This is a genomic window from Streptomyces viridifaciens (assembly GCF_001888885.2).
In the GTDB taxonomy this organism is placed as follows: Bacteria; Actinomycetota; Actinomycetes; order Streptomycetales; family Streptomycetaceae; genus Kitasatospora; species Kitasatospora aureofaciens.
The window spans coordinates 7,132,298-7,155,560 of record NZ_CP090841.1; the positions used below are offsets into that span (position 1 = coordinate 7,132,298).

Consider the following 23,263-nt stretch of genomic DNA (forward strand, 5'->3'; position numbering starts at 1 on the left):
GCTCAGGCCTCCGTCCGGACCGCGCTCAGCGGCGCAGCCAGCGACTCCAGGCTGCGCCGCTCGGCCTTGACGCCGATGGCGGCCTCGACCAGGCCGGCGACGGTCATGAGGCCGGCGCCGATGCAGAAGGCGAGGGTGGTGTCGGAGACCTTGCCGCTGCTGACCAGGCCGTTGAACAGGAGCGGGCCGCTGATGCCGCCGACCGCCGTGCCGACGGCGTAGAAGAAGGCGATGCACAGGGCGCGGGTCTCCAGCGGGAAGATCTCGCTGACCGTCAGGTAGGCCGAACTGGCGCCCGCCGAGGCCAGGAACAGCACGGCCGTCCAGCAGCCGGTCAGGGTGGCGGCGGAGAGCGAGCCGTGCTGGAAGAGGGCGGCGGTGGCGAAGAGCAGGACGCCGGAGCCGATGTAGGTGCCGGCGATCATCGGTTTGCGGCCGAGCGAGTCGAAGAGGTGGCCGAGCAGCAGCGGGCCGAGGAAGTTGCCGACCGCGATCACCGCGAAGTAGTAGCCGGTGTGGCCCTCGGGCACGGCGAAGTAGGTGGTCAGGATGGTGGCGTAGCCGAAGGTCACCGCGTTGTAGAGGAACGCCTGGCCGACGAACAGCGCGAAGCCCAGCGCGGTGCGGCGCGGATAGCGGGACACCACGGTACGGGCGATGGCGACGAACCCCAGCGGTTCGCGCGCGCGGATCCGGATGGGCGCCTCCTCGACGGGCGGCAGGGGTGCCCCGGTCTGCCGCTCCACCGTCCGCTCCGCCTCCGCCACGATCTGCTCGGCCTCGTCGGCCCGCCCGTGGGTGAACAGCCAGCGGGGACTCTCCGGGACGTGCCGGCGCACCAGCAGGATGACCAGGCCGAGGACGACACCGATGCCGAAGGCGAGCCGCCAGCCCACGGCGGTGGCGAAGAGCGAGGTGTTGAGCAGGGCGATCGACGCGAAGGCGCCGAAGGCGGCGCCGACCCAGAAGCTGCCGTTGATGACCAGGTCGATCCGGCCGCGCACCCGGGCCGGGATCAGCTCGTCGATGGCGGAGTTGATCGCCGCGTACTCGCCGCCGATGCCGAATCCGGTGAAGAAGCGGCAGAGGAAGAAGAACCAGGCCGTCCAGGACAGCGAGGTGACGGCGGTGGCGGCCAGGTACACGGCGAGGGTGAGCATGAAGAGCTTCTTGCGGCCGAGCCGGTCGGTCAGCCAGCCGAAGAACAGCGCACCGCTGCACGCACCCGCCACGTAGACGGCTGCGGCGACGGTGGTCACCTGGGCGGTGCTGATGCTGATGCCGCTGCCGTGCTGGGCGAGGCGCCCCGCCATGTTGCCGACGATCGTCACCTCCAGGCCGTCCAGGATCCAGACGGTGCCCAGTCCGATGACGATCCGCCAGTGCCAGCGTGACCAGGGCAGCCGGTCGAGGCGGGCGGGGACATCGGTGCTGATCACGCCGGGTTCCGCTTCCCGCGTGCTTCCGGGCTTCGCCGGATCGGCCATGGTGGACCTCCTCGTCCTCGGGTCGGTGATCGATGCGCGTCTGCCCGGTTCTGCGGAGCCCAAGCCGGTCGGCGCGCCGTTGGAGCAGGCCGGGGGCGGGTAGGCGCGGGCCTCGAGACGTCGGTGCCGTGGGCCACCGTCCGTGACCGGGTGGAGGAGGACGAGAATGAACACGACGACGCACGGTGGCGCCGAAGAGGGTGGGGGCGACGCGGCGCGCAGTATCACCGAGTTCCACCGCGAACCTGGTCCGCCAGGAGCTCCTGAACCGGCCCTGGAACGCTCCGTCCCGGCGGATCAGGCGGCGGTGTCCGCTTCCGCGCCCGGCACCCCGCGGGGCCCGTCCGCCGGTGGGCCGGCGGCGACCGCCCCGAGATGGACCAGGAGAGCGCGCAGCCGACGCGAGGCCTCTTCGGCGTCGGCCAGTTCGCCGGGGGTCGGCACGGTGGTGCCGAAGGACCGCCGCGGGTCCGCGGGCAGGGACCGCCAGTGCAGGACGGGCGCGAGGACGGTGCTCGCCCGCGCGAGCAACCACGCCAACTGTCCGTGGGTGCGGGCGATGCCGATGGCGAGGACGGCCAGGACCTCGCGGAGGTGCTCCAGGCGGTCGAGGACCGGCAGCCGCTCCTGGGCGGGCGCGGCGCCGACCGAATCCGCGATGCCCTCGGCGGCGCGTCCGGCAAGCACCACGTCCTGCGCTGTGAACTCCCATATACCATCGAGGAGTTGGAGTTCTACCTCGGCGGCGAGCCGCTCAACTCGCGTGCACATCAGGGAACACGGGCCGGATGCCGGGGCGGGTGGATTCGGGTGCGAGGTCATGCGGTCCCTTCCGGTGGAGAACAGCGCTCTGGGACACGGCAATGGGGACGCAGTGTTGCTCCAGCGTGGTGGGCCGCGGCGCCCGCCCGCAGCGACCGGGACGAAAAACCCGGCCCCGGGCAGTCAGCTGAGCGAAACCAGCCGCTTCGCCCGGGTGTGAAGCCGCCCGTTCTGCGGAAGCCACCCGTACGGAAACCGGCGCATGGACGGCCCCGATCCGGTAAGACGCCGGGGCGGCGGCCGACCGACCGTCGCGCAGGAGCGGTCCGCACCGGACGGCCGGGCGGGAAGGAGACATCATGACCGTGCGCACCCGCGCGCTGGAGGGCCTCGCCGCCGGAGCGGTCGGCACCACCGCGCTCAACGCCGTCACCTACCTCGACATGGCCGTCCGCGGCAGGGCCGCCAGCGAGGCCCCGCAGGAGGCTGTCGAGACCCTGGCCGACCGGGCGGGAGTGTCCGTTCCGGGAGACCACGACGAACGCGACAACCGGATCGCGGGCCTGGGCCCGCTGCTCGGACTGGGCACCGGACTGGCCGTGGGCCTGGGCATCGGCGTCCTGACCGCCGCGGTCAAGGCCCCCGCCGGCAGGGCCGGCGCCTGCATCGTCGCCCTCGGCGCCGCGGCGGCGGCACTGGCCGCCTCCGACGCCCCGATGGCCGCGCTCGGCATCAGCGACCCCAGGGAATGGGAGCCCGCCGACTGGGCCGCCGACATCGTCCCGCACCTCGCCTACGGCGCCGCCACTGCCGCCGTCCTGCTCACCCTCCGCCGCGCCCGGCGCTGACCTGCCCCGCGTTCGGTGCGGCGAAGACGCGACAACGCTGCAAGAACGATGCGCAAACGATGCGACTCGCGACACCGCCCGCCGCTGCGTGAGAGTCGGACCGTGCAGGCAATCACCGAGCGGTCGCCCGTCCAACGGCCGGCCCCCAGGCCCGTCGCCCCCGGCGGACCGCTTCCCGCCGCGCGCGCGTCGGCCGACCGCGCCCCGGCGACCCGTCGTAGGCTCACCGGCGTGACCGCCCCGCCCGCTCCCGCCCCGGCCGGACTGACCACCGGAGCCCTCGGCCGGCGGCTCGGCGTCTCGCCCACCACCATCCGGTCCTGGGAGCGCCGTTACGGCATCGGCCCCGCCCACCGCGACCCCGGGCGGCACCGGCGGTGGGAGCCGGCCGACGTGGCCGTCCTGGAGGAGATGTGCCGGCTCATGGCGCGGGGAGTCACCCCCGCCGAAGCCGCGCGCGTCGCCCTGGCGGGCGCCGGATCCACCCTCCCGACGGTTCGGACCGGAACGGCCTCCGGCGGCAACACCCTGCGCGTGGGCACCGTACGGCCCGAGTGCCGGGGTCTGGCCCGTGCCGCCGTACGGCTCGACGCCCCCGAGATGGCCCTCATCCTGCGCCGAAACGTCGACGAACTCGGCCCGGTCACCGCCTGGACGGAGGTGATGACCCCCGCGCTGCGGGCGGTCGGGCGCAAGTGGGCCACCGAGGGCGAACGCTACGTCGAGGTGGAGCACCTGCTGTCCTGGCACGTCTCGGCCGCCCTGCGCCGGGCCGCCGAGCAGGTGCGGCCGCAGACCGGCCCGGCCGCGTTGCTCGCCGGCATGCCGACGGAACTGCACAGCCTGGCGCTGGAGGCGCTCGCCGCCGCCCTGGCCGAGCGCGGGCTCCCGTTCCGGATGTTCGGCGCGGCTCTGCCGCCCGACGCCCTGCTCGAAGCCGTCCGCCGGACGGGCCCGCCCGCGGTGCTGCTCTGGTCGCAGGCCACCAGGACCGCCGACCGGGCGCTGGTCGAGCGGGTCGTCAGCACCGCCTGGGGCCCGCAGGGCGCGCGCACCCGACCGGTGGTGCTGGTCGCCGGACCGGGCTGGGCCGGCTCCCGCCGCCCGCCCGGCACCCTGCGCCCCCGGGACCTCACCACCGCGCTCCACCTGCTGGAGGGGCTGCTGCGCTGATCCGCCGCAGGGCAGGCCCTCGGCACCCGACCTCCGGAAGGAGCGGAACACCGTGGACGAGCGAACCCGGACCGGAAAACTCTGCCTGGTCACCGGCGCCACCGGCTACATCGGAGGACGGCTGGTCCCCGAACTGCTCTCCGCCGGGCACCGGGTGCGCTGCCTGGTGCGGGACCAGCGCCGGCTGCGCGACCAGCCGTGGCGCGGCCGGGTGACGGCCGCCACCGGCGACGTCACCCGGCCCGAGACCCTGGACGGCGCCTTCGACGGCGTCGACGTCGCCTACTACCTGGTGCACTCCCTCGGCACCGGGCCGGACTTCGAGGACACCGACCGCCGCGCCGCCCGGGCCTTCGCCCGCGCGGCAGCCCGGGCCGGGGTCCGCCGGATCGTCTACCTCAGCGGGCTGCTGCCCACCGGGGTGCCCGAGGCCGAGCTCTCGCCGCACCTGCGCTCGCGCGCCGAGGTCGGCCGGGTCCTGCGCTCCGCCGGCGTACCGACCGCCGAACTGCGGGCCGCCGTCATCATCGGCTCCGGCTCCGCCTCCTTCGAGATGCTCCGCTACCTGACCGAACGCCTGCCCGCCATGGTCACCCCGCGCTGGGTCAACACCCGGATCCAGCCGATCGCCGTCCGTGACGTGCTCCGCTACCTGGTCGCCGCCGCCTCGCTGCCGCCGGAGGTCGACCGGGCCTTCGACATCGGCGGACCGGACGTGCTGACCTATCGGCTGATGATGCAGCGCTACGCGAAGGTGGCCGACCTGCCCCGGCGGCTGATCGTGCCGGTGCCCGTCCTGACCCCGGCGCTGTCCAGCTACTGGGTCGCCCTGGTCACCCCGGTGCCCGGTCCGCTCGCCCGCCCGCTGGTGGAATCGCTGCGGCACGAGGTGGTCTGCGGCGAGCACGACATCGCCCACTGGATCCCGGACCCGCCGCAGGGACTGACCGGCTTCGACCGCGCCGTCGAACTCGCCCTGCGCCGCATCCGCGAAGCCAGGGTCACCACCCGCTGGTCCTCCGCCTCACTCCCCGGCGCCCCCAGCGACCCGCTGCCCACCGACCCGGACTGGGCGGGCGGCAGCCTCTACCAGGACCTACGGGAACGGCGGGTGGCGGCGGACCCGGCCGCCGTGTGGCGGGTCGTCGAGGGCGTCGGCGGTGAGAACGGCTGGTACTCCCTGCCGTTCGCCTGGGCGCTGCGCGGCACCCTCGACCGGCTGGCCGGCGGCGTCGGGTTGCGCCGCGGCCGACGCGACCGGGACCACCTCCGGGTCGGCGACGCCCTCGACTTCTGGCGGGTGGAGGAGATCGAGCCCGGGCGGCTGCTGCGGCTGCGGGCCGAGATGCGCCTGCCGGGCCTGGCCTGGCTGGAACTGAGGGTCGCCCCCGACGGCGCCGGCGGGACGTGCTACCGCCAGCGCGCGCTGTTCCACCCGCACGGACTGGCCGGCCACGCCTACTGGTGGTCGGTGGCGCCGTTCCACTCCCTGGTGTTCGGTGCGATGGCGCGCAACATCACGGAACGCGCCCGAGCGGCCGCCGTGCCCCGCAGCACCCTGAACACCCCGACCGCATCCGCTCCGAGGGCCCATCCATGACCGTCTCGATCGCCCTGTTCACCCAGGACCTGCGCCTGCACGACAACCCCGTGCTGCACGCCGCCCGCGACGCCGCCGACCAGGTGGTGCCGCTGTTCGTCCTCGACCCCTCCGTGGAGGCGGCCGGCTTCGCGGCCCCGAACCGGATGGCCTTCCTGGCCGACTGCCTCGTCGACCTGGACGCCGGGCTGCGCGGCGCCGGCTCGCGCCTGATCGTGCGCCGCGGCGCGACCGCCGAGCAGACGGCCCGGGTCGCCGCCGAGACCGGCGCCGCCACCGTGCACGTCGCGGCCGGCGTCAGCGCCTTCGCCCGTCGGCGCGAGGCGGCGCTGCTCGCCCTGTTCGGCGGACGGCTGCACGTCCACGACGCCTCCGTGACGGTGGTCCCCGCCGGGCGGATCGCCCCGGCGGGCCGCGACCACTACGCGGTCTTCACGCCGTACCACCGGGTCTGGCAACAGGCGCCCCACCGCACGGTGCTGGGCGCGCCCCGGGTGATCCGCACGCCGGACGGCATCGGCAGCGAGAGCCTCGTGGCCACGGGCCCGCTCTCCCCGGCCCTGCCCCGCGGTGGGGAGAGCGCGGCCCGGGAGCGCTGGCGGCGCTGGGACCTCGACGGGTACGCCGAGGGGCACGACGACCTGGCCGGCGACTCGACCTCCCGGCTCTCCCCCTACCTGCACTTCGGCTGCCTGTCACCCACCGAGCTGGTGGCCCGCGCCCTCCGGCACGGCGGCGCCGGGGCGGAGGCCTTCGTCCGGCAGCTGGCCTGGCGCGACTTCCACCACCAGGTCCTCGCCGCCCGCCCCGACGCCGCCCACCGCGACTACCGCACCAGGAACGACCCCTGGCACCACGACGAGCGCGAGGCCGAGGCCTGGCGGCAGGGCCGCACCGGCTACCCGATCGTCGACGCCGGGATGCGCCAGCTCGCCCACGAGGGCTGGATGCACAACCGCGCCCGCCTGCTGACGGCGAGCTTCCTCGCCAAGTCCCTCTACCTGGACTGGCGGATCGGCGCCGCCCACTTCCTCACCCTGCTGGTCGACGGCGACATCGCGAACAACCAGCTCAACTGGCAATGGGTCGCCGGCACCGGCACCGACACCCGCCCCAACCGGGTCCTCAACCCGCTGCGCCAGGCCGAGCGCTACGACCCCGACGGGAACTACGTGCGCCGCTGGCTGCCGGAACTCGCCCACCTGCCCGGGCGCGCCGTCCACCGCCCCTGGTCGCTCGCCCCCGACTACCCGGACCCGCTCATCGACCCCGACACCCTCTCGGCCCGCCTGCGCCGGGCCCGCGGCCTGGACTGAGGACACCCGCCGCACCGCGGCCGGTGCCGCCCCGTCGCTCTGCGGGGGCGCTGCGTCCGGCCGTACGCGGCGGAGGCGGCGGCAGTCGGCTTCACTCCGTGGCGGCCCCGGTGTTCAGCGCACCTCGACGGTGTAGTGCCGCTCGCCCTGGTCAGAGCCGCCCGCGCCGCCGGTGTGGTTGGGGTTGCGCAGGGTGATGGTCGCCCGGCCGGGGTTGGGGCCGGCCCGGAAGACGAAGTAGTAGCGGCCGCCGGAGCCGGCCGAACCGGTGGCGCCGACCAGGTCCTTGAGGCCGAAGTTCTTGACGTACTCGTCGCCCACGGTCTGGACGGCCGTCGGGTCGGGAACCGGCTCGGCCACGCTCCAGACCTGGCCGGTCACCCGGTGGGCGCTGACCTCGACGGAGAACAACTCGCCCGGTTTCACGGCCAGTTCACCGGAGTCTGCGGTGAACACCGCGCCGTGGTCGAGCTTGCCGGTGGTCATCCGGTGGACCACCACCGCCCCCACCACGCCCGCGACGGCCAGCAGCGCGAACGCTCCGACCAGGATCCGACGCCAGTTCACGCGCTCGCCTCCCGGTGGGCGACCCGCAGTGCCAGCACGGCGGCGACCGCGTCGAGCCAGCGGGCGACCAGGAGGTCCCCGGTGGCGTCCCCGACGACCGTCGCGGCCGCCTCCAGCCAGCCGCGTGCCACCGCCGCAGCCGGGCCGGGCAGCGGCTCGGGCAGGCCGGCCGCGAAGCGGGTGCCGCCGGAGCGGACCACCTCGCCGAGGAAGACCACGGCGCGCGGCATGACGCCGAGCCGGTCGACGGTGATCGCGGCGGCCACCGCGCCGTCGCCGAACAGCGTCGAGCGGTGCGGCCCAGCGGCGGGCAGGCCGAAGCGCAGCAGGACCTCGACGTCCAGCTCGGCCAGGCGGGCGTCGCTCATCGACTGCGGAGTCGGTCGGGGGGAAGTGCTCACTTGCTCACCTAGAGCCTCACTGGGGCATCTGGACGTGGTCGGCGATCGGCATGTTGCCGCCCTGCGCCGCGCCCTCCATGTGGTTGTTGACGAAGTCGTTCTCGCTCACCCAGACGGTGTAGCCCCAGGGATTGTAGATCTCCAGCTGGTCGCCGCGGTGTCCGATGATCATCATCTGGTGGCCGTCCGGACGGAACCAGGTGTCCTCCTTGACCCCGATCGGCACCGGCTTGCCCTGGTCCACCGCCGACTCGACCTGGGCCAGCACGTCCCGGCGCTGCTCCGGGCCCTCCAGGTCGACGGTGTGGTAACCCGCCCCGGTGTGCTTGCCGATCTCGTCGTTGGCGGCGTCCTTGGACTCGCCGTCGCTCATCCCGTCCTGCCACTCGTTCCACCAGTTCTTGGTGTCGTAGACGCGGTCGGCTTCCTTGAGCCAACGGTCGTACGCCGCCTGGCCGTTGTCGTACTTCGGGTCACCGGGGTGCCCGCCGGTGGTGAGCTGCAGCGAGTAGAGCGGGTCGACCATCGCCCGGGCGGTGACGGTCGAGGCGGCCACGCAGGTCGGCTTGTCGCCCTGGTTCCACGCCACGCCCTGGTAGGCGGTGTCCGACTGGTTGGTGGAGGCGGAGTCGATCTGCACCGGTGAGAGGCGCTGGGCCAGCCAGGCCGGGTCGTCGCCGTGCCCGTGGATCTGGTCGTCGAAGGCCTTGACCTCGTCGTAACTGTGCCCGGCGGCCAGCGCCTTCATCAGGTAGGCGCGCTCCTCGGGGGACTTGCTGCCGGCCAGCAGCTGGTCGAAGCGGGCCCGGTCGGCGTCGCTCATCTTGTCCATGAACTGGCCGGCCCGGGTCACGTCGTTGGCCGTGAGGATGGTGCCGAACTGGTCGCTGCCGGCGACCTCCGCGTCCGCGACGACCAGCTTGTCGGCGGCGCCCAGGCCCTTGTTCTTGAAGCGGGCGGCCAGCGCCTTGTCCGCCAGCGCGTGCAGCTCCCGGGCGGCGGCCCGGCCGGCCTCCTCGGCCTTCACCGCGGCGTCGTAGACCGACTTGATGCCCTCCTTCGCCTTGGCGTGGGCGCTGTGCATCTTGTCGTCGTCCCAGTGGACCAGGTCCGGCCCGTCGCTGAAGGTGATGTCGTGCAGCAGCTTCAGCGCCTCGCTCAGCGGCGCGTGGCCCTGCCCGTGCAGGGACTGCGCCTCGCTGAGCGCGGAGGCCAGCGCCTTGAGCTGGTCCCGGCCCTTGCCCAGGATCTCGTGGCAGCGCCCGAGGTCGTCGGCGGACGCCTTGACCACCTCGGCGGCCTTCTCCCCGACCTGCCCGGTCCAGGCGTCGGGCAGGTGCTGGGCACCCACTCGCGCCACCTTCATCTGGACCGTGTCCAGTTGGGAGACGGCGGTGTTGTACGCGGCGGCGAGCTCGCCGAGCTTGCCCGGGTCGCCCTTGGGCGCGGGCAGCTGGAGGGCGTCGTGCACCGCGTACTTGAGGTCGCCGGCGCCCCACATGCCGTGGGACTCGTCGATGGTCTTCTTCAGCCCCTCGACCTTCTCCCGCTGGGAGCGCTGGTCGACACCGAGCGGGTTGAGCGGGTCCATGCCGTGGTCGGGCACCGTCACGCCCCCTGGTGCTGGTACTGCTGGCCAACGCCGTGGTCAGTGTTGGTGTAGTTGGCCGCGGTGGTGTGCACCTTGCCGCCGAGGTCGTTCAGGGCGTCCACGTTCACGCCCAGTTCGTCCTGCCAGGCCTGCCAGAACGCCTTGGCCGCGTCGCTCGCGCCGTACTCGCCGAACGTGTCCTCACCGGACATGACGAGCTTGCCCAGTGCGTCCTTCACCGAGCCCACGTCCGTGCTCGCGGCTATCAGCTGATCACCCGCGTCCCCGAGCTTTTCCGGGTGCGCGCTGAACCCCACCCCGACCCCGCCGTTGTCGCCGCCGCTCACGTGTCTCCCCCCGATGTCCCGGTCGCCCCCTCCGTGGGGCGGCGGTCAGTCTAGGGGCAGTTCTGCCGCCCGCTCCGGCCCTGAGCACCGGTTTCGACAGGTGCTCGCACAACCCGCCCGATCTGCGCGGAACGATCACACGACGCGACCAGAGCCGCCTCGGGCGACGTTCGCCCCGTCCGCTCCGCGTGTTCCGTCGGTACCGTCCGCCGTGGTCGGGGACCGCCTGTGCCCGTATTCCTCCGCACGGCAGGCGGCTCGCGGCGCGACTGACGTGGGATTCCGTCCCCCCGGGGCCGGCGGCGCGCCGGTCCCCGAGGGGTTCCACCTGGGCTCAGGCGGCCGGGCCGGAGGTGAGGAGGGCGGTGATCTCCTTGGCGAGCCGGGGGCCGAGTTCGCCCCAGCCCTCCTTGTAGCCGTAGACGCCGGCGAGGGTGCGGGCCTCGTAGTCGCCGTTCATGATCTCGATGTCGTTGGCGGTGATGAGGCCCGGGTGGGCGACGCCGACGGCGGAGGAGACCTTGAGGAGTTCCTTGCGGAGGGTGCGGAGGTAGACCGCGGCGCGGGTGGACTTGGAGGCCGGGTCGAGGCCGCGGGCCAGCCAGGGGTTCTGGGTGGCGATGCCGGTGGGGCACTTGTCCGTGTGGCACTTCTGGGCCTGGATGCAGCCGATCGACAGCATGGCCTCGCGGGCCACGTTGATCATGTCGACGCCCAGGGCGAAGGCGACCGCGGCGTTCTCGGGCAGGCCGAGCTTGCCGGACCCGATGAAGGTCAGGTCGTCGGTCAGCCCGCGCTCGGCGAAGGTGCCGTAGACCCGGGAGAAGCCCATCCGGAAGGGAAGTGACACCGAGTCGGCGAACATCCGGGGCGCCGCGCCGGTGCCGCCCTCGCCGCCGTCGATCGTCACGAAGTCGACGCCCCGGTCGCGGCGTTCCATCAGCGCGGCCAGTTCCTGCCAGAATCCCATGTCGCCGACCGCGCTCTTGACGCCGACCGGCAGACCGGTCTCGGTGGCGAGCAGTTCGACGAAGTCGAGCATCGAGTCGACGTCGCCGAAGGCGGTGTGCCGCGACGGGGAGGCGCAGTCCTGGCCGACCGGGATGCCGCGGATGGCGGCGATCTCCGGGGTGACCTTCGCCCCCGGCAGCATTCCGCCGAGCCCGGGCTTGGCGCCCTGGGAGAGCTTGATCTCGATCGCCCTGACCGGCGCGCCGGCGACGACCTCCTTGAGCTTGTCGAGGTTGAAGCTGCCGTCCTCGTTGCGGCAGCCGAAGTACGCGGTGCCGAGTTGGAGGACGAGGTCGCCGCCCTGGCGGTGGTGCGGGGAGAGGCCGCCCTCGCCGGTGTTGTGCATGGCGCCGGCCTCCGCCGCGCCCTTGTTGAGCGCCGTGATGGCCGCGCCGGAGAGCGAGCCGAAGCTCATCGCGGATATGTTCACCACGCTCGCCGGCCGGAACGCCTCGGCGCGCCCGCGCGGCCCGCCCAGGACCTTGGCGGAGGGCAGCGGGGCCTGCGGGTCGTGGATGTCGGGCAGGGCGCCGGCGAAGGTGCGCTGCTTGACGTAGGCGTGCCCCTGGACGTGCTCGACGTCGACCTCGGTGCCGAACCCGAAGTAGTTGTTCTCCTCCTTGGCCGATGCGTAGATCCAGGTGCGCTGGTCGCGGCTGAAGGGGCGCTCCTCCTCGTTGGAGGTGACGATGTACTGCCGCAGTTCCGGCCCGATCGTCTCCAGCAGGTAGCGGGCGTGTCCGAGCACCGGGAAGTTCCGGAGCAGCGCGTGCTTCTTCTGGACGAGGTCGCGGGCAGCCAGAAGCGCCACCGCTGTCGCGGCGGCCGCGCCGATCTTCCGGGCTTGCATGGAGGTTCCTCCTCGGTGGGCGACCCCATCGCCGTCGGCGGAGTCGTCGTGTCGTGCGTCGGGTGGTGCAGGACGTTGAGCAGCGGGCACCCGGCCGGTCGGGCTTCGGGTCCGTCGGAGAACGCGCACTGATCGTAAGAGGCCCCCCTGACCGCTCTGCGGTCAGGGGGGCCTGCGGGGGACGCCGGGGAAGGGCTCCGCGGGAGGACGCCTACGTGGCCACCGCCCGCACCGGTTGCTGGGCGTGCCGAGCCACCGCGGCCTCCGTTCGCCGGTCAGAGTCGTTCTTCCAGCCGGATCGCGTCCTTCAGCCGCTGGTGCGCCTCGCCCGGCTCGCCCTCCTGCTGCTCCAGCAACGCGGAGGCGATCGCGTCGAGCTTGCGCTGGACGGCGTGCTCGGCCCGGCGTTCCGAGTTCTTCAGCAGGGCCAGCAGGAGCAGGGTCACCGCTGCCATCGCGTCTCCGACCAGCAGTTGCACCGCCAGGGACTCACCGGCCACGTGTACGGCGACGAACGCGGCGACCAGTGCCAGACAGAACGCGGCGAAGAGGGGGGAACTGGTCAGGTTCGACGCCAGTTCGGCCGTCTGCTCGAACCGGCCGCGGCGCCCGTCGTCACGCTTCCGAGCCGGATGCCGAAGTGTCATGATCGTCTCCCGCCGGTTCACCAGCCGGGTCGGGCCGAGCCGACGCGGCCGGAGCTGGACCGTTGTCGCGGAGCGTCTGCCCGGCCGGTGGGAGCGCACACCGCTCGGGAGGACCGGGTCGCCGTTGCTCAGTCGGCTCTCGCGCCTTCGGTCACCGCGTGCACGGCTTCCGCGTGCACGGCTGTCGCGTCCTCGGCTGGCGCGTGCGCGGCCTTCGTTCCTCCGTCTCCCGCACCTCGCGGCTCCGGCGAGTCACCGAGCAGGGGGATCGGCGAGGGCGCCCCCAGCCCCAGGGCCCTTTCGAGCTCCTCGATCCGGTCGGCCACCGTGGGCGCCGGCATCGCGGGAGTTTGCGACACAGCGGGCCGGCAGAGCACCAGCCCGGCCACGACCCGCCTGAGTACCAGGGCCGGTATGGCGACGACCCAGCACAGCCCCGACATCAGGGCCACCGCCTCGGCCTGTGCCCGCTCCTGCTGCTCGAACCGCTCCTGGACCCACTCGGTGGGCCCTCCTCCTCTGCTGGCGACGAATCCGGCCCGTGATCGCGCGAAGACCGTTCGAGCGGTCAGCCCGGCGACGACTCCGTACGCTGTGAGCGTGACGAGGAACAGCCACGGCACCACCGGTCACCTCCTCCATCCCCAGTCCGTGTCGTTGACGTGTCTGCCCGCCTGCCCGGAACGGGCCGGTTGCTAACAAAAAGGGCACCGCCGTGGTCGCCGATCACGGAAGTCGGCGTGCGCCACCGCGGTGCGTGCGCGCAGTCGGGCACCGTGGTCGGGCTTGACGGGCACGGGCGTGAATGGGATCCCGGAATCCGGCTACACGGATCAGCGACATGTTTCCGGCCGATCGAAGGAAGGTCGCTTCTGATGGCGGACATATCGCGTTTGCCCGGAGCTTACGACCACTACTGGGAGTGGCAGTTGGAGGCTGCCTGCCGCCGGGTGGAGAACAGCCTCTTCTTCCATCCCGCCGGTGAGCGGGGCGCCGCGCACAAGGCTCGGGAGGAAGCGGCGAAGGCAGTCTGCGCCAGGTGTCCGGTCCAAATGGAGTGCCGGCGCCACGCGCTCGAAACGCGCGAACCGTACGGGGTGTGGGGCGGGTTGAGCGAGGAGGAGCGGTCTCTGCTGCTCAGTCCTGCCCACCGTCGGTCGGCGGCCTGACCGTGGGCCCCGGAGCGGGCCGCCGGCGTCGGGTTCGGCGCGGGTGGTGATCGATTCCGGGGTATGAAAAGTTAAATTTGGGGCAAATGCGACGCATCGGCGGCGTGGTGCCACTGATTCGACGATCGGAGGATCCGATGGGTGACCTGTCGAACAAGGCCCAGGAGCTGGCCGGCAAGGTGAAGGAGAAGGCCGGCGACCTGACGGGCAACGAGAGGCTCAAGGGTGAGGGCCGGGCCGACCGGGGTGGGGCGAAGGTCAAGCAGGCCGCGGCCGACGTCAGGGACGCCATGACCGGCGTCGCCGACCGGGTCAAGGGCGCTCTGAAGCGCGACGACTGACGAGCGAGGAGATCGCCATGGCGCTGTTCCTGTTCATTCTGCTGGTCGCCGTTGTGTTCGGGTTCGTCGGCGTGCTCGTGAAGGGCCTGCTGTGGCTGCTCGTCATCGGCGTCGTGCTCTTCATCGCCAGCCTGGTCCTCGCCGGCATGCGCCTGGGTCGCCGCCGGGGAACGCGCAGATAGCGAGACGGGACGGCCTGCCGGACGGGAGGTCCGGCAGGCCGTCGACGTGCTCCCACCTCATCGCCTTGGCCCGGCCGGTGCGACAGCCGGGCCAAGGCGATGAGGTGCTCGTGTCGTTCCTGGCGAGGGCCGCCCGGCCGCCGGGTGTGGTCGTCACGGTGGCCGGGCTCTGAGCGGCGGAGGGACCGGTGCGGACGGAGGCCCGAGGGGAGGAGCCTCCGCCCGCACCGCGTTCTGCCCCACCCGGTCTTCTTGTCACCCGAAACGGGGCCGCCAAACGGGCTGATCGGACCAGAGAAGGCGAACGAATCGAGCGGGCGGGCGCTACCCCGCGCTCCCGGCCGTGAGCCGGCGGTGGGTTCTCCGGACGAGCTCGTGCCAGAACGGCGCGGCCGACAGGTAACCGCCGAGAGCGGCGAGCACGCCGAACGAGACGTCGACGCTCACCCGGCCCTGCTTCGCCCAGTAGACGTCCTGCAGGTCCAGCAGCAGTGCGAACTCGTCGGTGATCAGGGCCGCGCCCGCGCCGTAGACGGCGGCCACCGCCGGGTGGCCGACCGCCGGTTCGTCTCCGCGGACGGCCACCAGGCCGACCCCGGCCAGCGCCGCGATGCCGATGTTGTAGTGGTGCAGGTGCTTCCCGCCGGCCGAGACGTTGCCCCAGGGCAGCCAGCCGCCCCTGATCCCGTGGGTGATGAAGCGCACCGTGCCGAAGGTGGTGCCGAACGCCGCCCACATCACCATCAGTGACCGCTTGGTCGGCGTCAGGTGCTGGTCCGCCGCCCGCCGCCAGTCCTCCGCGAGCCGTGCGATTGCCGCTGTTGCCATGCCGCCGACCTCCGACCACCGTCCGGTCCCCATGGCCGACGCTAACCGAAGTACCGGCCGCCCACCCGGCGGGCCGTCCCAGGCGTGCCGCCCGGACAGCCGGGTACCCGCACAGCCATGGCAGTCTTTCGCAGACCGGGCGGCCGCTCCGGGCGACCGCGGCCTTCGGAGCGCGGAACTCCGGGGACGAGCCCCAGCGCACCCGGAACCCCGAACTCCGATCACGCTCCTGTTCCCCTTCCCGAGGTCGACGGTGCCGTCCCGGACCCGGGCCTGGCCCAAAGCGTCGCCGAGCTGGTCGAGCGGGCCGAGCGGCCCGGCGGGGCCTGGCCGGCCGCCGAGCAGCACGTCGAGCGTGGCCGCGCCCGGGCACTGACGGCGAAGGTGGCGCGGCTGCTGAGCAGCGGCGGCCGTGGCGCGGTCCTCGGCGGCAAGGCCCTGACCGAGCAGCTGATGCGCGCAGCCCCGCGGATCCCGATCCGCGACCTCGCCACCCTGCGCGCCCAGCATCCCGGCGTCGACGACCCCGAACGCCTGGCCGACCTGCTGGCCGCCGGCGCCACCCGGGCCTCCGGTGCGCTCGGCGCGGGCGTCGGGGCGATGGCGATGCTGCCCGTGCCGCCGGCCATGCTGGTGGAGATCGCGGCCGAGACGCTCGCCGTGGCGGCCGTGGAGATCAAGCTGATCGCCGAGCTGCACGAGGTCTACGGTGTCCCGGTACGGGGCAGCGGCCCCCAGCGGACCGCGGCCTACCTGGCCGCCTGGGCCAACCGCCGGGGGATCGACGCCAACCTGCTGATCCGCCCGGCGGGCCTGGCGGCGCTCGCCCTCGGGTCGGAGGTGCGCCAGCAGGTGCGCCGCCGGCTCACCCGCAGCTGGATGCGCCGACTGCCGTCGATGGCCCCGCTGTTCCTCGGCGCGGGCATCGGCGCGACGGTCAACCGGCGCGACACCCGGCGGGTGGCCGAGCAGGTCCGCGGCGACCTGCGTGGGCGCCTGCCGGCGGACAGGGGCTACTGGACCGCAGCCGGCCGGGGCTGACCGCCGGGCACCCCGCAACCGGCTCCGGGCTTCAGGCACCGGGCGCCTGGCTCCCGGCGTCCGGCGACGGGCTACGAAACGCAGTCGTGGGCCGGCCCGCCGCGAAGAACGGCGGGCCGGCCCACGACGATCTCCGGTGTCACGAGGACTTGCCGCGCCCGGTGGCGAGGTCGCGGACGCGGTCGACCAGACCGGTGCCGGCCGCGAGCAGCTTGTTGTCGGGCGCGTTCGGGTGGGGACGGGTGGGTGCGAGCTTCTTCGCCCGCCGGACCCGCTCACCGAGTTCGTTCAGCTGCTCGGGCGAGCAGACCTCGGCCAGGGAGGGGAACAGGTTCTGCTCCTCGTCCCGGATGTGCGCCGAGACCTCGGAGATGATCCGGTCGACCAGGACGCCGAAGCGGGCGTCGCCGCAGTCCACGCCCTCGATCTCCTTGAGGAGCTTCTCGACGGTCGCGTGGTCGGCGATCTCCTTGTCCGCGAGATCCCCACCGCCGGGCACGTGCTCGCGCACCGCCGGGTACAGGTACTGCTCCTCGGCCACCGAGTGGCGCACCAGCTCGATGGTGAAGTCGTCCGCCACCTCGCGGCGCCGCTCGTCGCCCGCGGGCAGCGCCTGGATCCGGGCGAACATCTCCTCCACCTCCCGGTGGTCCGTCATCAGCTCGTGGATCACGTTGCCGCCGTGGCCCATGTCTTCGCTCCTTCTCGTCGTGATGGCGTGATGGTGAGTGCAAGGCTCGGGGTCCGCCCGAGGACGGGCCGCCCTGGGCCTGTCGTATCCCCGGGATCCGGCGAGGCATGCGCGTCGTGCGGGGAGACCACCCGTGGAGGTCGTTGCCGAACCCGATCCGCTGCCCGTCGGGCGCGCGGTTCAGCCGTAGGGGACGACGGCGACCGGGCAGTGGACGTGGTGGATCGCGGCGTGGGCGACCGGGCCGAGGTGGTGGTGCCGGAACGGCAGGTGGCGCAGGCGGCGGCCCAGGACCAGGAGCCGAGCCGAGGCCGCCGCGTCGACGAGTTCGACGGCGGGTTTGCCGCGGACCAGGTCGGCGGTCACCTCCACCTCCGGGTACCGGGCCCGCAGGGGTTCCAGGGCCTCGGCGAGGCCGCTCCACTCCACGGATGAGAGCTCGCCCTCCAGCCCGCCGATGGCGCCGTAGGACATGTACTCGCTGCCGGCCGGCGGGGACCAGACGTGGATGACCCGCAGCGGAGCGGAGCGGAGGGCGGCGGCCTGGAAGGCGAAGGCCAGCACGTGCCCGGCGGGGTGGACCAGGTCGATGCCGGCCGTCACGGAGCCGTCCGGCTCGTCCTCCCGGGCACGGACCAGCACCACCGGGCAGGCGGAGCGGCGCAGCACCTCCTGGCTGACCGAGCCGACCAGGAAGCCGCGCAGCGTGCCCAGCCCGCGGGAGCCGAGCACCAGCACGGCGGCGCGGTGCGAGGCTTCCTCCAGGGCCTCCACGGGGTCGGCGGACACGGGGGCGGTGGAGACCGGCACCCCGGGCACCAGGGCGGACAGTGCGGACTCGCGGTCTGCGAGGTGGGCGAGGGCGCGGTGGTACGTCTGGTCGCTGCCGACCACGTCCCGTTTCGGCCAGGGCCAGGCCTCCAGGACCTCGAGCGGGCGGTCGCGGCGCTCTGCCTCGCGGGCGGCCCACTCGGTGGCGGTGAGGCTCTCGGGCGAACCGTCGAAGCCGACGACGACGGGCCCGGTGGAGGTCCCGGGCACGGACGGTCCGGTCGGGGCGGGATCGGTCACGGCGCGCTCCTCAGGTTCCGCGGCGCGGCGAGGCCGTAGCCGGCCCGCCGGGGCCGCCTCGGGTTGCGACCCCAGTATCGGCGGTGGCCGCGTCCGCCACCTCTCGGGGCTCCGACGGCGGACGCGACGCAGGGGCCGAAAAAGATCTCGCGCCGGGCTGTCACACTCCCGCCCCGCGGTCCGTCGGGTCAGTGAAAGCACCGAACAGTCCGAGAGGAACACGACGTTGACCACCCAGCCGACCGCCCAGCCGATCAACCGCCCGATCACCACCCGCCCGATCACCGCCGAGATCCCGCTGCGCCCCCGGATGGCCCAGGACCCGGCGCAGCTGATCCCCGAACTCGCCGAGGTCTCGGCCGCACTGTTCAAGGTCGTCGGCAACCGCTCGATTCCCCGGACCACCATCGGCCTGGTCCAGCTGCGGGCCGGACAGATCGTCGGCAGTACCTACCTGACCGTCCTGCACACCGCATTCCTGCGCAAGGCGGGGGAGTCCGAGGAGCGGATCACCTCGGTGGCCGGCTGGCAGGACTCTCCGTACCTGACCGCCCCCGAGCGCGCGGCCCTCGCCCTGGTCGAGGCCGTGCTCCAGCCCAACCCGCACGGTGAGCGCGTTTCGGACGAGCTGTACGCGCTGGCCGCAGAGCACTACGACGAGAAGGCGCTCGCCACCCTGATGACGGCCATCGGCCAGGTCAACTTCTTCGTGGCGATCGCGCTGATCGCCAAGCCCGTCCCCGGCCGTTCCTTCAGCGAGCCCTGGGCCTGACCAACCCGTGGTGTCGCCCTGGCCCGCCGAGCGGTGCCTCGCTCGGCGGGCCAGGGCCGTCAGGGGATCCGGGCCTCGATGTGGGCGAGTTGGGCGGCGCGGAGCTCCTCGAACGCGGCCCGCCGGTCCGCGCCGAGCGGGCGGACGTCGCGGGCGAAGTGGGCCAGGGCGGGGAAGCGTTCGGGGTCGGCGCCCAGCACGGCGACGCGGAACTGCTCCATCCCTTGTTCGTACTCCTCGGGGGTGACGGTGCTCATTCCGGCCTCCGAGGAGATCAGCGCGGCGAGCAGGACCACGATGCGGTGGTAGCGCGCCGGGACGTCCCGGTCGGGCAGTCCGGACGCGCGCATGGCCTGCAGCAGCTCCTCCATGACCAACCGGGATCCGGTGCCCCCGGACCCGTACCGCCCCCAGATCCCGGCGCGCGTGGCCGTCTTCGGCGAGAGCTGCGGCGCGCTGATCAGCGCCCTGACGGCGATCCGGGCCCGAGGGGCGGGCCCGGAACTCAAGGCGCAGGTGCTGGTCAACCCGCTGGCCGACGTGACCGCCACGATGGACGACCACCCCTCGATCGCCGAGTACGCGTACCACCCGACCCGGGCCCTGCCGCAACTGCGGCTCCTGCGGCGCCTCGCCGTTCCGCAGGGAGGCGACGCCCGCGCGCTCTCGCCGCTGTACGCGGACGACCTGAGCGGGCTGGCCCCGGCGCTCGTGGTGGTGCCCACCCAGGACGCGCTCGCCGATCACGGTCGCCGTTACGCCGAGCGGCTGCGTGCGGCCGGGACGCCCGTGACGCTCTCCGAGTACCGGGGGGCGAGGCACGCGTTCCTCAGCCTCCCGGGGGTGGAACCCCAGGCCCACGCCGCCCGGGCCGAGATCCTCCGGTTCCTCCGTACGGCCCTGGCGGAGTGACGGGGGAGCGGTGCACCCCGCCAGGGGATCCGGCGGCTCGGTGCCGACGGGGGCTGCGGTGACGGCTCAGGCCGGCACCGGGGTCAGGTCGGCGCGGCCGAAGAGCAGGGCCCAGCCGTGGGGGAGCTGGGCGAGGACGCGGTCGGTGAGACGGTCGCCGGCCAGGTCGGAGAGGGCAGCGAGGACGGAGGAGGCGTCCCACCGGGCCGCGGTGAGGCTGGTGCCCAGGACGTCGGCGAGGGCTTCGACGAACGCGGGCGCGCCGACCGGCGCCGGGAGGGGGATCTGGGAGGAGAAGACGGCGCGGGCCCGCTCGGGGAGCACGGAGGCGAGTTCACAGCGTTCGTCGCCGGTGAGCTGTGAGCCGAGCAGGGCCAGGACCGCGTCGAGGACGCGCTCGGCCTCCTCTTCACCGGGGTAGCGGCCCAGGGTGCGGACCTGCTGGATCAGGCGGCGGTGCCGGGTCATGGCGATGGCCTTCCGGGGCGCGGGCCGCCGCGAGCGCGGCGGCCCGTAACGGCGGTCAGGGGACGGCGGTCGAAGGGCGGGCGGAAGGGGGGGGCGGTTCAGGAGCGTCGGACGGCGTCGGGCCGGCCGAACAGGACGTCGTAGCCGGGCGGCAGCTGGAGCAGGACCTGCTCCATGAGCTGATCGTCGGCCGCGTCGGCGACCGTGGACAGGACGGCGCCGATGTCCCACAGGGCGGTGGCCTCGGTGGCGCCTTCTATCCAGGCGGCGGTGGCGCGCACGAACCGTTCGGGACTGAGCGGTTCGGCGGCCTGGAGGGGGTTGAGCAGGACCAGGGCGAGGGTTTCGGGCAACCGGGCGGCGAGGCGGGTGCGCACGTCGCCGACCAGGTGAGCGCCGAGCAGGGCCAGGACCACGCGGGCGCAGCGCTCGGCCTCCTCGGGTGTGCTGTACTCGCCGCGTTCCCGGACCTGGTCGAGGAACGCTTCCCAACGGATCGTCACCGTGCTCTCCCTCCTTCGGGATCGGGGACGAACGGGTTCCGGTTCGTCGTCGGCCGGGTCGCGGGGGCCAGCCGGCGGCCGAGGCCGGTGAGCTTGAGTATTCGGTCCACGGGGCGGCCGATGCCACGCAGGACGAGGCGCCGGCCGCTGCGGTCGGCCTGGTTCCGGGCTCTGACCAGGACACCCAGGCCCGAGCAGTCCATGAACGTCACCTCCGAGAGGTCGAGCACCACCTCCTGGTGCTCCACCAGCGCGCGGGACAGCTCTCGCTGCAGGTGTGGGGCGGTGTCGAAGTCGATCTCGCCGCACGCCGTCACCACGAACGAGGTCACCTGGGTGGTCATGGGACTGCTCGCTGTCCGTCCGGCCCGCCGTCGCGGGCAGGGGGTGGTGCCGGGGGCCGGGGGTCCCGTGCCGCTCCGCCGGGGGGATCCGGGCGGCACGGGACGGCCTCGGGAAGGGGTCAGGCCTGGATCTGCTTACGGCTGTCGCTGTGGCCGATGGCGATCTTGCGGGGCTTGGCCTTCTCGGCCACCGGGATCCTCAGGGTCAGCACGCCGGAGTCGTAGTCGGCGGTGATCCCCTCCGGGTCGAGGGTGTCGGAGAGCATGACCTGGCGGGAGAAGACCCCGAGCGGGCGCTCGGACAGCTCCCACTTCACGCCCTCGCCCTCCTGGCGCGGACGGCGCTCGGCCTTGACGGTCAGCATGTTCCGTTCGACGTCGATGTCGATCGCCTGCGGGTCCACCCCGGGCAGGTCGAAGCAGATCACGTACTCGTCGCCGGTGCGGTACGCGTCCAGCGGCATCGGGGTCGGCCGCGACCAGGTGCCGGTCGTGTTGAGGAACTGCTGGGTCAGCCGGTCCAGCTCGCGGAACGGGTCAGTGCGCATCAGCATCGCGAAACACCTCCACTGATCGATGGGTGCCAGTGCGCTTCACCTGACACCGTTGTAGCACGTCGTCCTTTCGATGACAAACGCTGGATGTCGTCGATAGAATGACGTCATGAGTACGAAGCCGTCGAAGCCCGCGCCCGGCTCCGAGCCGGTCTCCTTCCTCGCCGCCGCGTCGGCGCTCGCCGCCATCGACGACGCGGTCCGCACAGCCCGTGCGGCCTCTCCCGTACCCGAGGACACCCAGGAGGACGGCGCCGGGCAGGCGCTGGCCGCCCTGGTGCTGCTGCGCGAGTTGCGCGCCCGGCTCGCGGACTGGGAGGCCCCGCTGGTCGAGGCGGCCCGGGCCGGCGGCGCGACCTGGGCCGACCTCGCCCGCCCGATGGGCGTCGCGAGCCGCCAGGCCGCCGAGAACCGTTACCTGCGCCTGCGCCCTACCGGCGCGCCCGCCGCCAGGGAGACCGGAGCGGAGCGGCTCAAGGCCGTGCGCGACCGCCGGGCCGCCGACCGCGCCGTGAGCGCCTGGGCCCGCGACCACGCCGCGGGCCTGCGCGTGCTGGCCGCCCAGATCACCGCCGCCCCGGGTCACGCCCCGGCCGCGGGGCCCGCGCTGAGGGCGCTCACCACCGCGCTCGGCGCCGCCGACCCGGCCGACCTGATAGCGCCCCTGGCCGACATGCGGCCGCACCTCGCCGCCGCCCACCCCGACCTCGCCACCCGCCTGGACGACCTGACCCGCGAGACCGACCGCCTCCGCCATGACAGCGATCAACGACGCGCCTGAGATCCGCCGGACGGGTCCTGAGCCCCCGGCCGCGGGCCAGGACCGCTGGCAGCACATCGAAGAACGGCTCTCCGCCCTGGAACGCCGGATCCGGGAGCACGGCGGCGCGGCCCTGACCGCGATCGACGCCTGTCTGGCCCGGATCGACGCCCTCCGCCACGATCTCGCCACTCAGCCCTGGCCCCCGACGAGCCCCGAACCCCCGGGCGGACCCGCCCGCAACAGGCCCGACTAGGGTGTCAACCCCCCGGCCCGCCGAGCCCTTCGCTCGGCGGGCCGGTTCCGTTCAGTGTGCGGCGAGCAGGCCCGCCACCAGGGCGCGGAGCCCGTCCCGGTAGGTGTCCTGGGCGGTCAACGGCTCCCAGCGGTCCGCGACCTGCGCCAGGCGCGGGTACTCGTCGGCGTCGAGGCCGGCGAAGACCTGCTCGCGGTACGTCGGCCGGTCGTTCCCGGCGCGGCGGCGGGCCGCCGTGGTGCGGACCACGATCTCCCCGGCGGTGTAGTACCAGATCGCGCGGTAGCCCTGCACGGCGCGCTCCAACGACAGGCCGCAGTCGACCAGTCCGTCGACGAGCTGCTCGACGAACCACAGGGCGTGGGTGGACATCAGGTCGTCGGCGGTCAGCACCTCGACGATCCATGGGCAGGCGCAGAGCGCCTCGTGGATCGCCGCGGCCGCGGCGACGACCCGTTCGCGCGGCTCGGACGGCAGCTCGGTCGGGCGCAGCGTCCGGGCGGCGTGGTCGTCCAGCAGCAGGACGAGCAACTCCTCCTTGTTGCGGACGTGGTGGTAGAGCGCCATCGGCGTGCTGCCGACCTCGGAGGCCAGGCGGCGCATGGTGAGCCGCTCGACGCCCTCCTCGGTCACGATCCGGCGGGCCGTGTCGACGACCTCCTCCCGGGAGATGCGGGGAGGTCGGCCGGTGGCCTTGCGCGGGGCGGGGGAGGGCTGCTGCATGAGCCCATCATCTCCCGTGCCCTTTCCGGGCCTCTCCCGCGTGTCTCC

At 73.5% G+C, this 23,263-nt stretch carries 28 protein-coding genes and 2 pseudogenes; 12 read left to right on the forward strand and 18 right to left on the reverse strand.

The features are described 5' to 3' along the window. Positions 1-2 precede the first annotated feature (2 nt). Positions 3-1,487 (reverse strand): MFS transporter, encoded by a 1,485-nt coding sequence (locus tag BOQ63_RS39135; protein ID WP_030288905.1) that lies wholly within the window; start codon positions 1,485-1,487, stop codon positions 3-5. Positions 1,488-1,784: 297 nt separating this feature from the next. Next, positions 1,785-2,258: a hypothetical protein gene (locus tag BOQ63_RS39140; RefSeq protein WP_046386444.1), complete on the reverse strand. Its 474-nt coding sequence runs from the start codon at positions 2,256-2,258 to the stop codon at positions 1,785-1,787. Positions 2,259-2,608: 350 nt separating this feature from the next. Here BOQ63_RS39140 and BOQ63_RS39145 point away from each other — a divergent pair, with 350 nt between their 5' ends. From BOQ63_RS39145 to BOQ63_RS39160, 4 genes are all read left to right on the forward strand, one after another. Beyond that, positions 2,609-3,097: a hypothetical protein gene (locus tag BOQ63_RS39145; RefSeq protein ID WP_030555990.1), complete on the forward strand. Its 489-nt coding sequence runs from the start codon at positions 2,609-2,611 to the stop codon at positions 3,095-3,097. 231 nt (positions 3,098-3,328) lie between these two features. Continuing rightward, on the forward strand, positions 3,329-4,270 hold the full coding sequence (locus tag BOQ63_RS39150) for a MerR family transcriptional regulator (protein ID WP_030288901.1): 942 nt from the start codon (positions 3,329-3,331) through the stop codon (positions 4,268-4,270). Between the two features lie 52 nt (positions 4,271-4,322). Beyond that, positions 4,323-5,870, forward strand: a complete 1,548-nt coding sequence (locus BOQ63_RS39155) for an SDR family oxidoreductase (RefSeq protein ID WP_046386443.1) — start codon at positions 4,323-4,325, stop codon at positions 5,868-5,870. Further along, on the forward strand, positions 5,867-7,186 hold the full coding sequence (locus BOQ63_RS39160) for a cryptochrome/photolyase family protein (RefSeq protein ID WP_150476304.1): 1,320 nt from the start codon (positions 5,867-5,869) through the stop codon (positions 7,184-7,186). Before BOQ63_RS39155 ends, BOQ63_RS39160 begins: the two co-directional genes overlap by 4 nt. 114 nt (positions 7,187-7,300) lie before the next feature. Here the strand turns inward: BOQ63_RS39160 and BOQ63_RS39165 are convergent, their stop codons facing one another. The 7 genes from BOQ63_RS39165 to BOQ63_RS39195 form a co-directional block, all read right to left on the reverse strand. Further along, a complete protein-coding gene (locus BOQ63_RS39165; protein ID WP_030288898.1) occupies positions 7,301-7,753 on the reverse strand; it encodes a protease inhibitor I42 family protein in 453 nt (150 codons plus the stop codon). After that, on the reverse strand, positions 7,750-8,154 hold the full coding sequence (locus BOQ63_RS39170) for a nucleoside phosphorylase-I family protein (protein ID WP_223886172.1): 405 nt from the start codon (positions 8,152-8,154) through the stop codon (positions 7,750-7,752). Before BOQ63_RS39170 ends, BOQ63_RS39165 begins: the two co-directional genes overlap by 4 nt. Before the next feature lie 16 nt (positions 8,155-8,170). Next, positions 8,171-9,766, reverse strand: coding sequence for a peptidoglycan-binding protein (locus BOQ63_RS39175; RefSeq protein ID WP_141763631.1), 1,596 nt, complete (start codon positions 9,764-9,766; stop codon positions 8,171-8,173). Beyond that, positions 9,763-10,092, reverse strand: coding sequence for a type VII secretion target (locus BOQ63_RS39180; RefSeq protein WP_030288894.1), 330 nt, complete (start codon positions 10,090-10,092; stop codon positions 9,763-9,765). Before BOQ63_RS39180 ends, BOQ63_RS39175 begins: the two co-directional genes overlap by 4 nt. A 334-nt stretch (positions 10,093-10,426) precedes the next feature. Continuing rightward, positions 10,427-11,953: an FMN-binding glutamate synthase family protein gene (locus tag BOQ63_RS39185; protein WP_030288892.1), complete on the reverse strand. Its 1,527-nt coding sequence runs from the start codon at positions 11,951-11,953 to the stop codon at positions 10,427-10,429. 275 nt (positions 11,954-12,228) lie between these two features. Beyond that, positions 12,229-12,600 (reverse strand): hypothetical protein, encoded by a 372-nt coding sequence (locus BOQ63_RS39190; RefSeq protein WP_030556005.1) that lies wholly within the window; start codon positions 12,598-12,600, stop codon positions 12,229-12,231. A gap of 128 nt (positions 12,601-12,728) precedes the next feature. Continuing rightward, complete coding sequence (locus tag BOQ63_RS39195; protein WP_030288888.1) at positions 12,729-13,226, reverse strand: hypothetical protein; 498 nt, start codon at positions 13,224-13,226, stop codon at positions 12,729-12,731. Positions 13,227-13,475: 249 nt separating this feature from the next. Here BOQ63_RS39195 and BOQ63_RS39200 point away from each other — a divergent pair, with 249 nt between their 5' ends. The 3 genes from BOQ63_RS39200 (at position 13,476) to BOQ63_RS39210 (ending at position 14,292) form a co-directional block, all read left to right on the forward strand. Beyond that, entirely contained in the window at positions 13,476-13,769 is a 294-nt protein-coding gene (locus tag BOQ63_RS39200; protein WP_030288886.1) for a WhiB family transcriptional regulator, read from the forward strand. A gap of 137 nt (positions 13,770-13,906) precedes the next feature. Next, positions 13,907-14,110: a CsbD family protein gene (locus BOQ63_RS39205; protein WP_030288884.1), complete on the forward strand. Its 204-nt coding sequence runs from the start codon at positions 13,907-13,909 to the stop codon at positions 14,108-14,110. Between the two features lie 17 nt (positions 14,111-14,127). Further along, positions 14,128-14,292, forward strand: a complete 165-nt coding sequence (locus BOQ63_RS39210; protein WP_167395845.1) for a hypothetical protein — start codon at positions 14,128-14,130, stop codon at positions 14,290-14,292. A gap of 324 nt (positions 14,293-14,616) precedes the next feature. On the opposite strand, the gene BOQ63_RS39215 is transcribed toward BOQ63_RS39210, so the two are convergent. Next, the gene (locus BOQ63_RS39215) at positions 14,617-15,120 is read right to left on the reverse strand and encodes a hypothetical protein (protein ID WP_030288882.1); all 504 of its coding nucleotides are present in this window, start codon (positions 15,118-15,120) and stop codon (positions 14,617-14,619) included. A 117-nt stretch (positions 15,121-15,237) separates the two neighbouring features. Here BOQ63_RS39215 and BOQ63_RS39220 point away from each other — a divergent pair, with 117 nt between their 5' ends. Beyond that, complete coding sequence (locus BOQ63_RS39220) at positions 15,238-16,161, forward strand: hypothetical protein (RefSeq protein WP_223886173.1); 924 nt, start codon at positions 15,238-15,240, stop codon at positions 16,159-16,161. A gap of 139 nt (positions 16,162-16,300) precedes the next feature. Here BOQ63_RS39220 and BOQ63_RS39225 read toward each other — a convergent pair whose 3' ends face one another. Both BOQ63_RS39225 and BOQ63_RS39230 read right to left on the reverse strand, forming a co-directional pair. After that, positions 16,301-16,852 (reverse strand): hemerythrin domain-containing protein, encoded by a 552-nt coding sequence (locus tag BOQ63_RS39225; RefSeq protein ID WP_072655887.1) that lies wholly within the window; start codon positions 16,850-16,852, stop codon positions 16,301-16,303. Positions 16,853-17,032: 180 nt separating this feature from the next. Next, on the reverse strand, positions 17,033-17,923 hold the full coding sequence (locus BOQ63_RS39230) for a universal stress protein (RefSeq protein WP_050367016.1): 891 nt from the start codon (positions 17,921-17,923) through the stop codon (positions 17,033-17,035). A 310-nt stretch (positions 17,924-18,233) separates the two neighbouring features. On the opposite strand from BOQ63_RS39230, the gene BOQ63_RS39235 reads away from it, so the two are divergent. Continuing rightward, on the forward strand, positions 18,234-18,695 hold the full coding sequence (locus BOQ63_RS39235) for a carboxymuconolactone decarboxylase family protein (protein ID WP_046386896.1): 462 nt from the start codon (positions 18,234-18,236) through the stop codon (positions 18,693-18,695). Between the two features lie 59 nt (positions 18,696-18,754). Here BOQ63_RS39235 and BOQ63_RS39240 read toward each other — a convergent pair. Then, positions 18,755-19,117, reverse strand: a pseudogene (locus BOQ63_RS39240) (TetR/AcrR family transcriptional regulator); the annotation flags it as partial. On the opposite strand from BOQ63_RS39240, the pseudogene BOQ63_RS39245 reads away from it, so the two are divergent. Beyond that, a pseudogene (locus BOQ63_RS39245) lies at positions 19,113-19,607 on the forward strand (alpha/beta hydrolase fold domain-containing protein); the annotation flags it as partial. The pseudogenes BOQ63_RS39240 and BOQ63_RS39245 sit on opposite strands and share 5 nt — an antisense overlap. Before the next feature lie 66 nt (positions 19,608-19,673). On the opposite strand, the gene BOQ63_RS39250 reads toward BOQ63_RS39245, so the two are convergent. The 4 genes from BOQ63_RS39250 to BOQ63_RS39265 all read right to left on the reverse strand — a co-directional run bounded on the left by BOQ63_RS39250 (position 19,674) and on the right by BOQ63_RS39265 (position 21,476). Then, positions 19,674-20,075, reverse strand: a complete 402-nt coding sequence (locus BOQ63_RS39250; RefSeq protein WP_030556011.1) for a DUF2267 domain-containing protein — start codon at positions 20,073-20,075, stop codon at positions 19,674-19,676. Between the two features lie 98 nt (positions 20,076-20,173). Then, entirely contained in the window at positions 20,174-20,578 is a 405-nt protein-coding gene (locus BOQ63_RS39255) for a DUF2267 domain-containing protein (protein WP_030288866.1), read from the reverse strand. Next, positions 20,575-20,922, reverse strand: a complete 348-nt coding sequence (locus tag BOQ63_RS39260) for an STAS domain-containing protein (protein ID WP_072655888.1) — start codon at positions 20,920-20,922, stop codon at positions 20,575-20,577. The genes BOQ63_RS39255 and BOQ63_RS39260 overlap by 4 nt, the downstream gene beginning before the upstream one ends. Before the next feature lie 119 nt (positions 20,923-21,041). Next, positions 21,042-21,476: an Hsp20/alpha crystallin family protein gene (locus BOQ63_RS39265; protein ID WP_030288862.1), complete on the reverse strand. Its 435-nt coding sequence runs from the start codon at positions 21,474-21,476 to the stop codon at positions 21,042-21,044. Between the two features lie 109 nt (positions 21,477-21,585). Between BOQ63_RS39265 and BOQ63_RS39270 the strand changes: the two genes are divergently transcribed. Together BOQ63_RS39270 and BOQ63_RS39275 are read left to right on the forward strand one after the other, a co-directional pair. After that, positions 21,586-22,257 (forward strand): type III effector protein, encoded by a 672-nt coding sequence (locus BOQ63_RS39270; protein WP_150476305.1) that lies wholly within the window; start codon positions 21,586-21,588, stop codon positions 22,255-22,257. After that, positions 22,232-22,492 (forward strand): hypothetical protein, encoded by a 261-nt coding sequence (locus tag BOQ63_RS39275; protein ID WP_030288856.1) that lies wholly within the window; start codon positions 22,232-22,234, stop codon positions 22,490-22,492. Before BOQ63_RS39270 ends, BOQ63_RS39275 begins: the two co-directional genes overlap by 26 nt. 51 nt (positions 22,493-22,543) lie before the next feature. Here the strand turns inward: BOQ63_RS39275 and BOQ63_RS39280 are convergent, their stop codons facing one another. Continuing rightward, the gene (locus BOQ63_RS39280; protein WP_030556012.1) at positions 22,544-23,215 is read right to left on the reverse strand and encodes a TetR/AcrR family transcriptional regulator; all 672 of its coding nucleotides are present in this window, start codon (positions 23,213-23,215) and stop codon (positions 22,544-22,546) included. Positions 23,216-23,263 lie beyond the last annotated feature (48 nt).

Bases quoted from the DNA above. Each gene is read 5' to 3' on its own strand.
- BOQ63_RS39220 (WP_223886173.1), top strand. From the start codon at position 15,238: ATGGCAGTCTTTCGCAGACCGGGCGGCCGCTCCGGGCGACCGCGGCCT.
- BOQ63_RS39135 (WP_030288905.1), bottom strand. From the start codon at position 1,487: ATGGCCGATCCGGCGAAGCCCGGAAGCACGCGGGAAGCGGAACCCGGC.
- BOQ63_RS39185 (WP_030288892.1), bottom strand. From the start codon at position 11,953: ATGCAAGCCCGGAAGATCGGCGCGGCCGCCGCGACAGCGGTGGCGCTT.
- BOQ63_RS39280 (WP_030556012.1), bottom strand. From the start codon at position 23,215: ATGCAGCAGCCCTCCCCCGCCCCGCGCAAGGCCACCGGCCGACCTCCC.
- BOQ63_RS39205 (WP_030288884.1), top strand. From the start codon at position 13,907: ATGGGTGACCTGTCGAACAAGGCCCAGGAGCTGGCCGGCAAGGTGAAG.
- BOQ63_RS39190 (WP_030556005.1), bottom strand. From the start codon at position 12,600: ATGACACTTCGGCATCCGGCTCGGAAGCGTGACGACGGGCGCCGCGGC.
- BOQ63_RS39275 (WP_030288856.1), top strand. From the start codon at position 22,232: ATGACAGCGATCAACGACGCGCCTGAGATCCGCCGGACGGGTCCTGAG.
- BOQ63_RS39225 (WP_072655887.1), bottom strand. From the start codon at position 16,852: ATGGGCCACGGCGGCAACGTGATCCACGAGCTGATGACGGACCACCGG.
- BOQ63_RS39250 (WP_030556011.1), bottom strand. From the start codon at position 20,075: ATGACCCGGCACCGCCGCCTGATCCAGCAGGTCCGCACCCTGGGCCGC.
- BOQ63_RS39215 (WP_030288882.1), bottom strand. From the start codon at position 15,120: ATGGCAACAGCGGCAATCGCACGGCTCGCGGAGGACTGGCGGCGGGCG.
- BOQ63_RS39160 (WP_150476304.1), top strand. From the start codon at position 5,867: ATGACCGTCTCGATCGCCCTGTTCACCCAGGACCTGCGCCTGCACGAC.
- BOQ63_RS39260 (WP_072655888.1), bottom strand. From the start codon at position 20,922: ATGACCACCCAGGTGACCTCGTTCGTGGTGACGGCGTGCGGCGAGATC.
- BOQ63_RS39265 (WP_030288862.1), bottom strand. From the start codon at position 21,476: ATGCTGATGCGCACTGACCCGTTCCGCGAGCTGGACCGGCTGACCCAG.
- BOQ63_RS39140 (WP_046386444.1), bottom strand. From the start codon at position 2,258: ATGTGCACGCGAGTTGAGCGGCTCGCCGCCGAGGTAGAACTCCAACTC.
- BOQ63_RS39200 (WP_030288886.1), top strand. From the start codon at position 13,476: ATGGCGGACATATCGCGTTTGCCCGGAGCTTACGACCACTACTGGGAG.
- BOQ63_RS39235 (WP_046386896.1), top strand. From the start codon at position 18,234: ATGGCCCAGGACCCGGCGCAGCTGATCCCCGAACTCGCCGAGGTCTCG.
- BOQ63_RS39145 (WP_030555990.1), top strand. From the start codon at position 2,609: ATGACCGTGCGCACCCGCGCGCTGGAGGGCCTCGCCGCCGGAGCGGTC.
- BOQ63_RS39270 (WP_150476305.1), top strand. From the start codon at position 21,586: ATGAGTACGAAGCCGTCGAAGCCCGCGCCCGGCTCCGAGCCGGTCTCC.
- BOQ63_RS39210 (WP_167395845.1), top strand. From the start codon at position 14,128: ATGGCGCTGTTCCTGTTCATTCTGCTGGTCGCCGTTGTGTTCGGGTTC.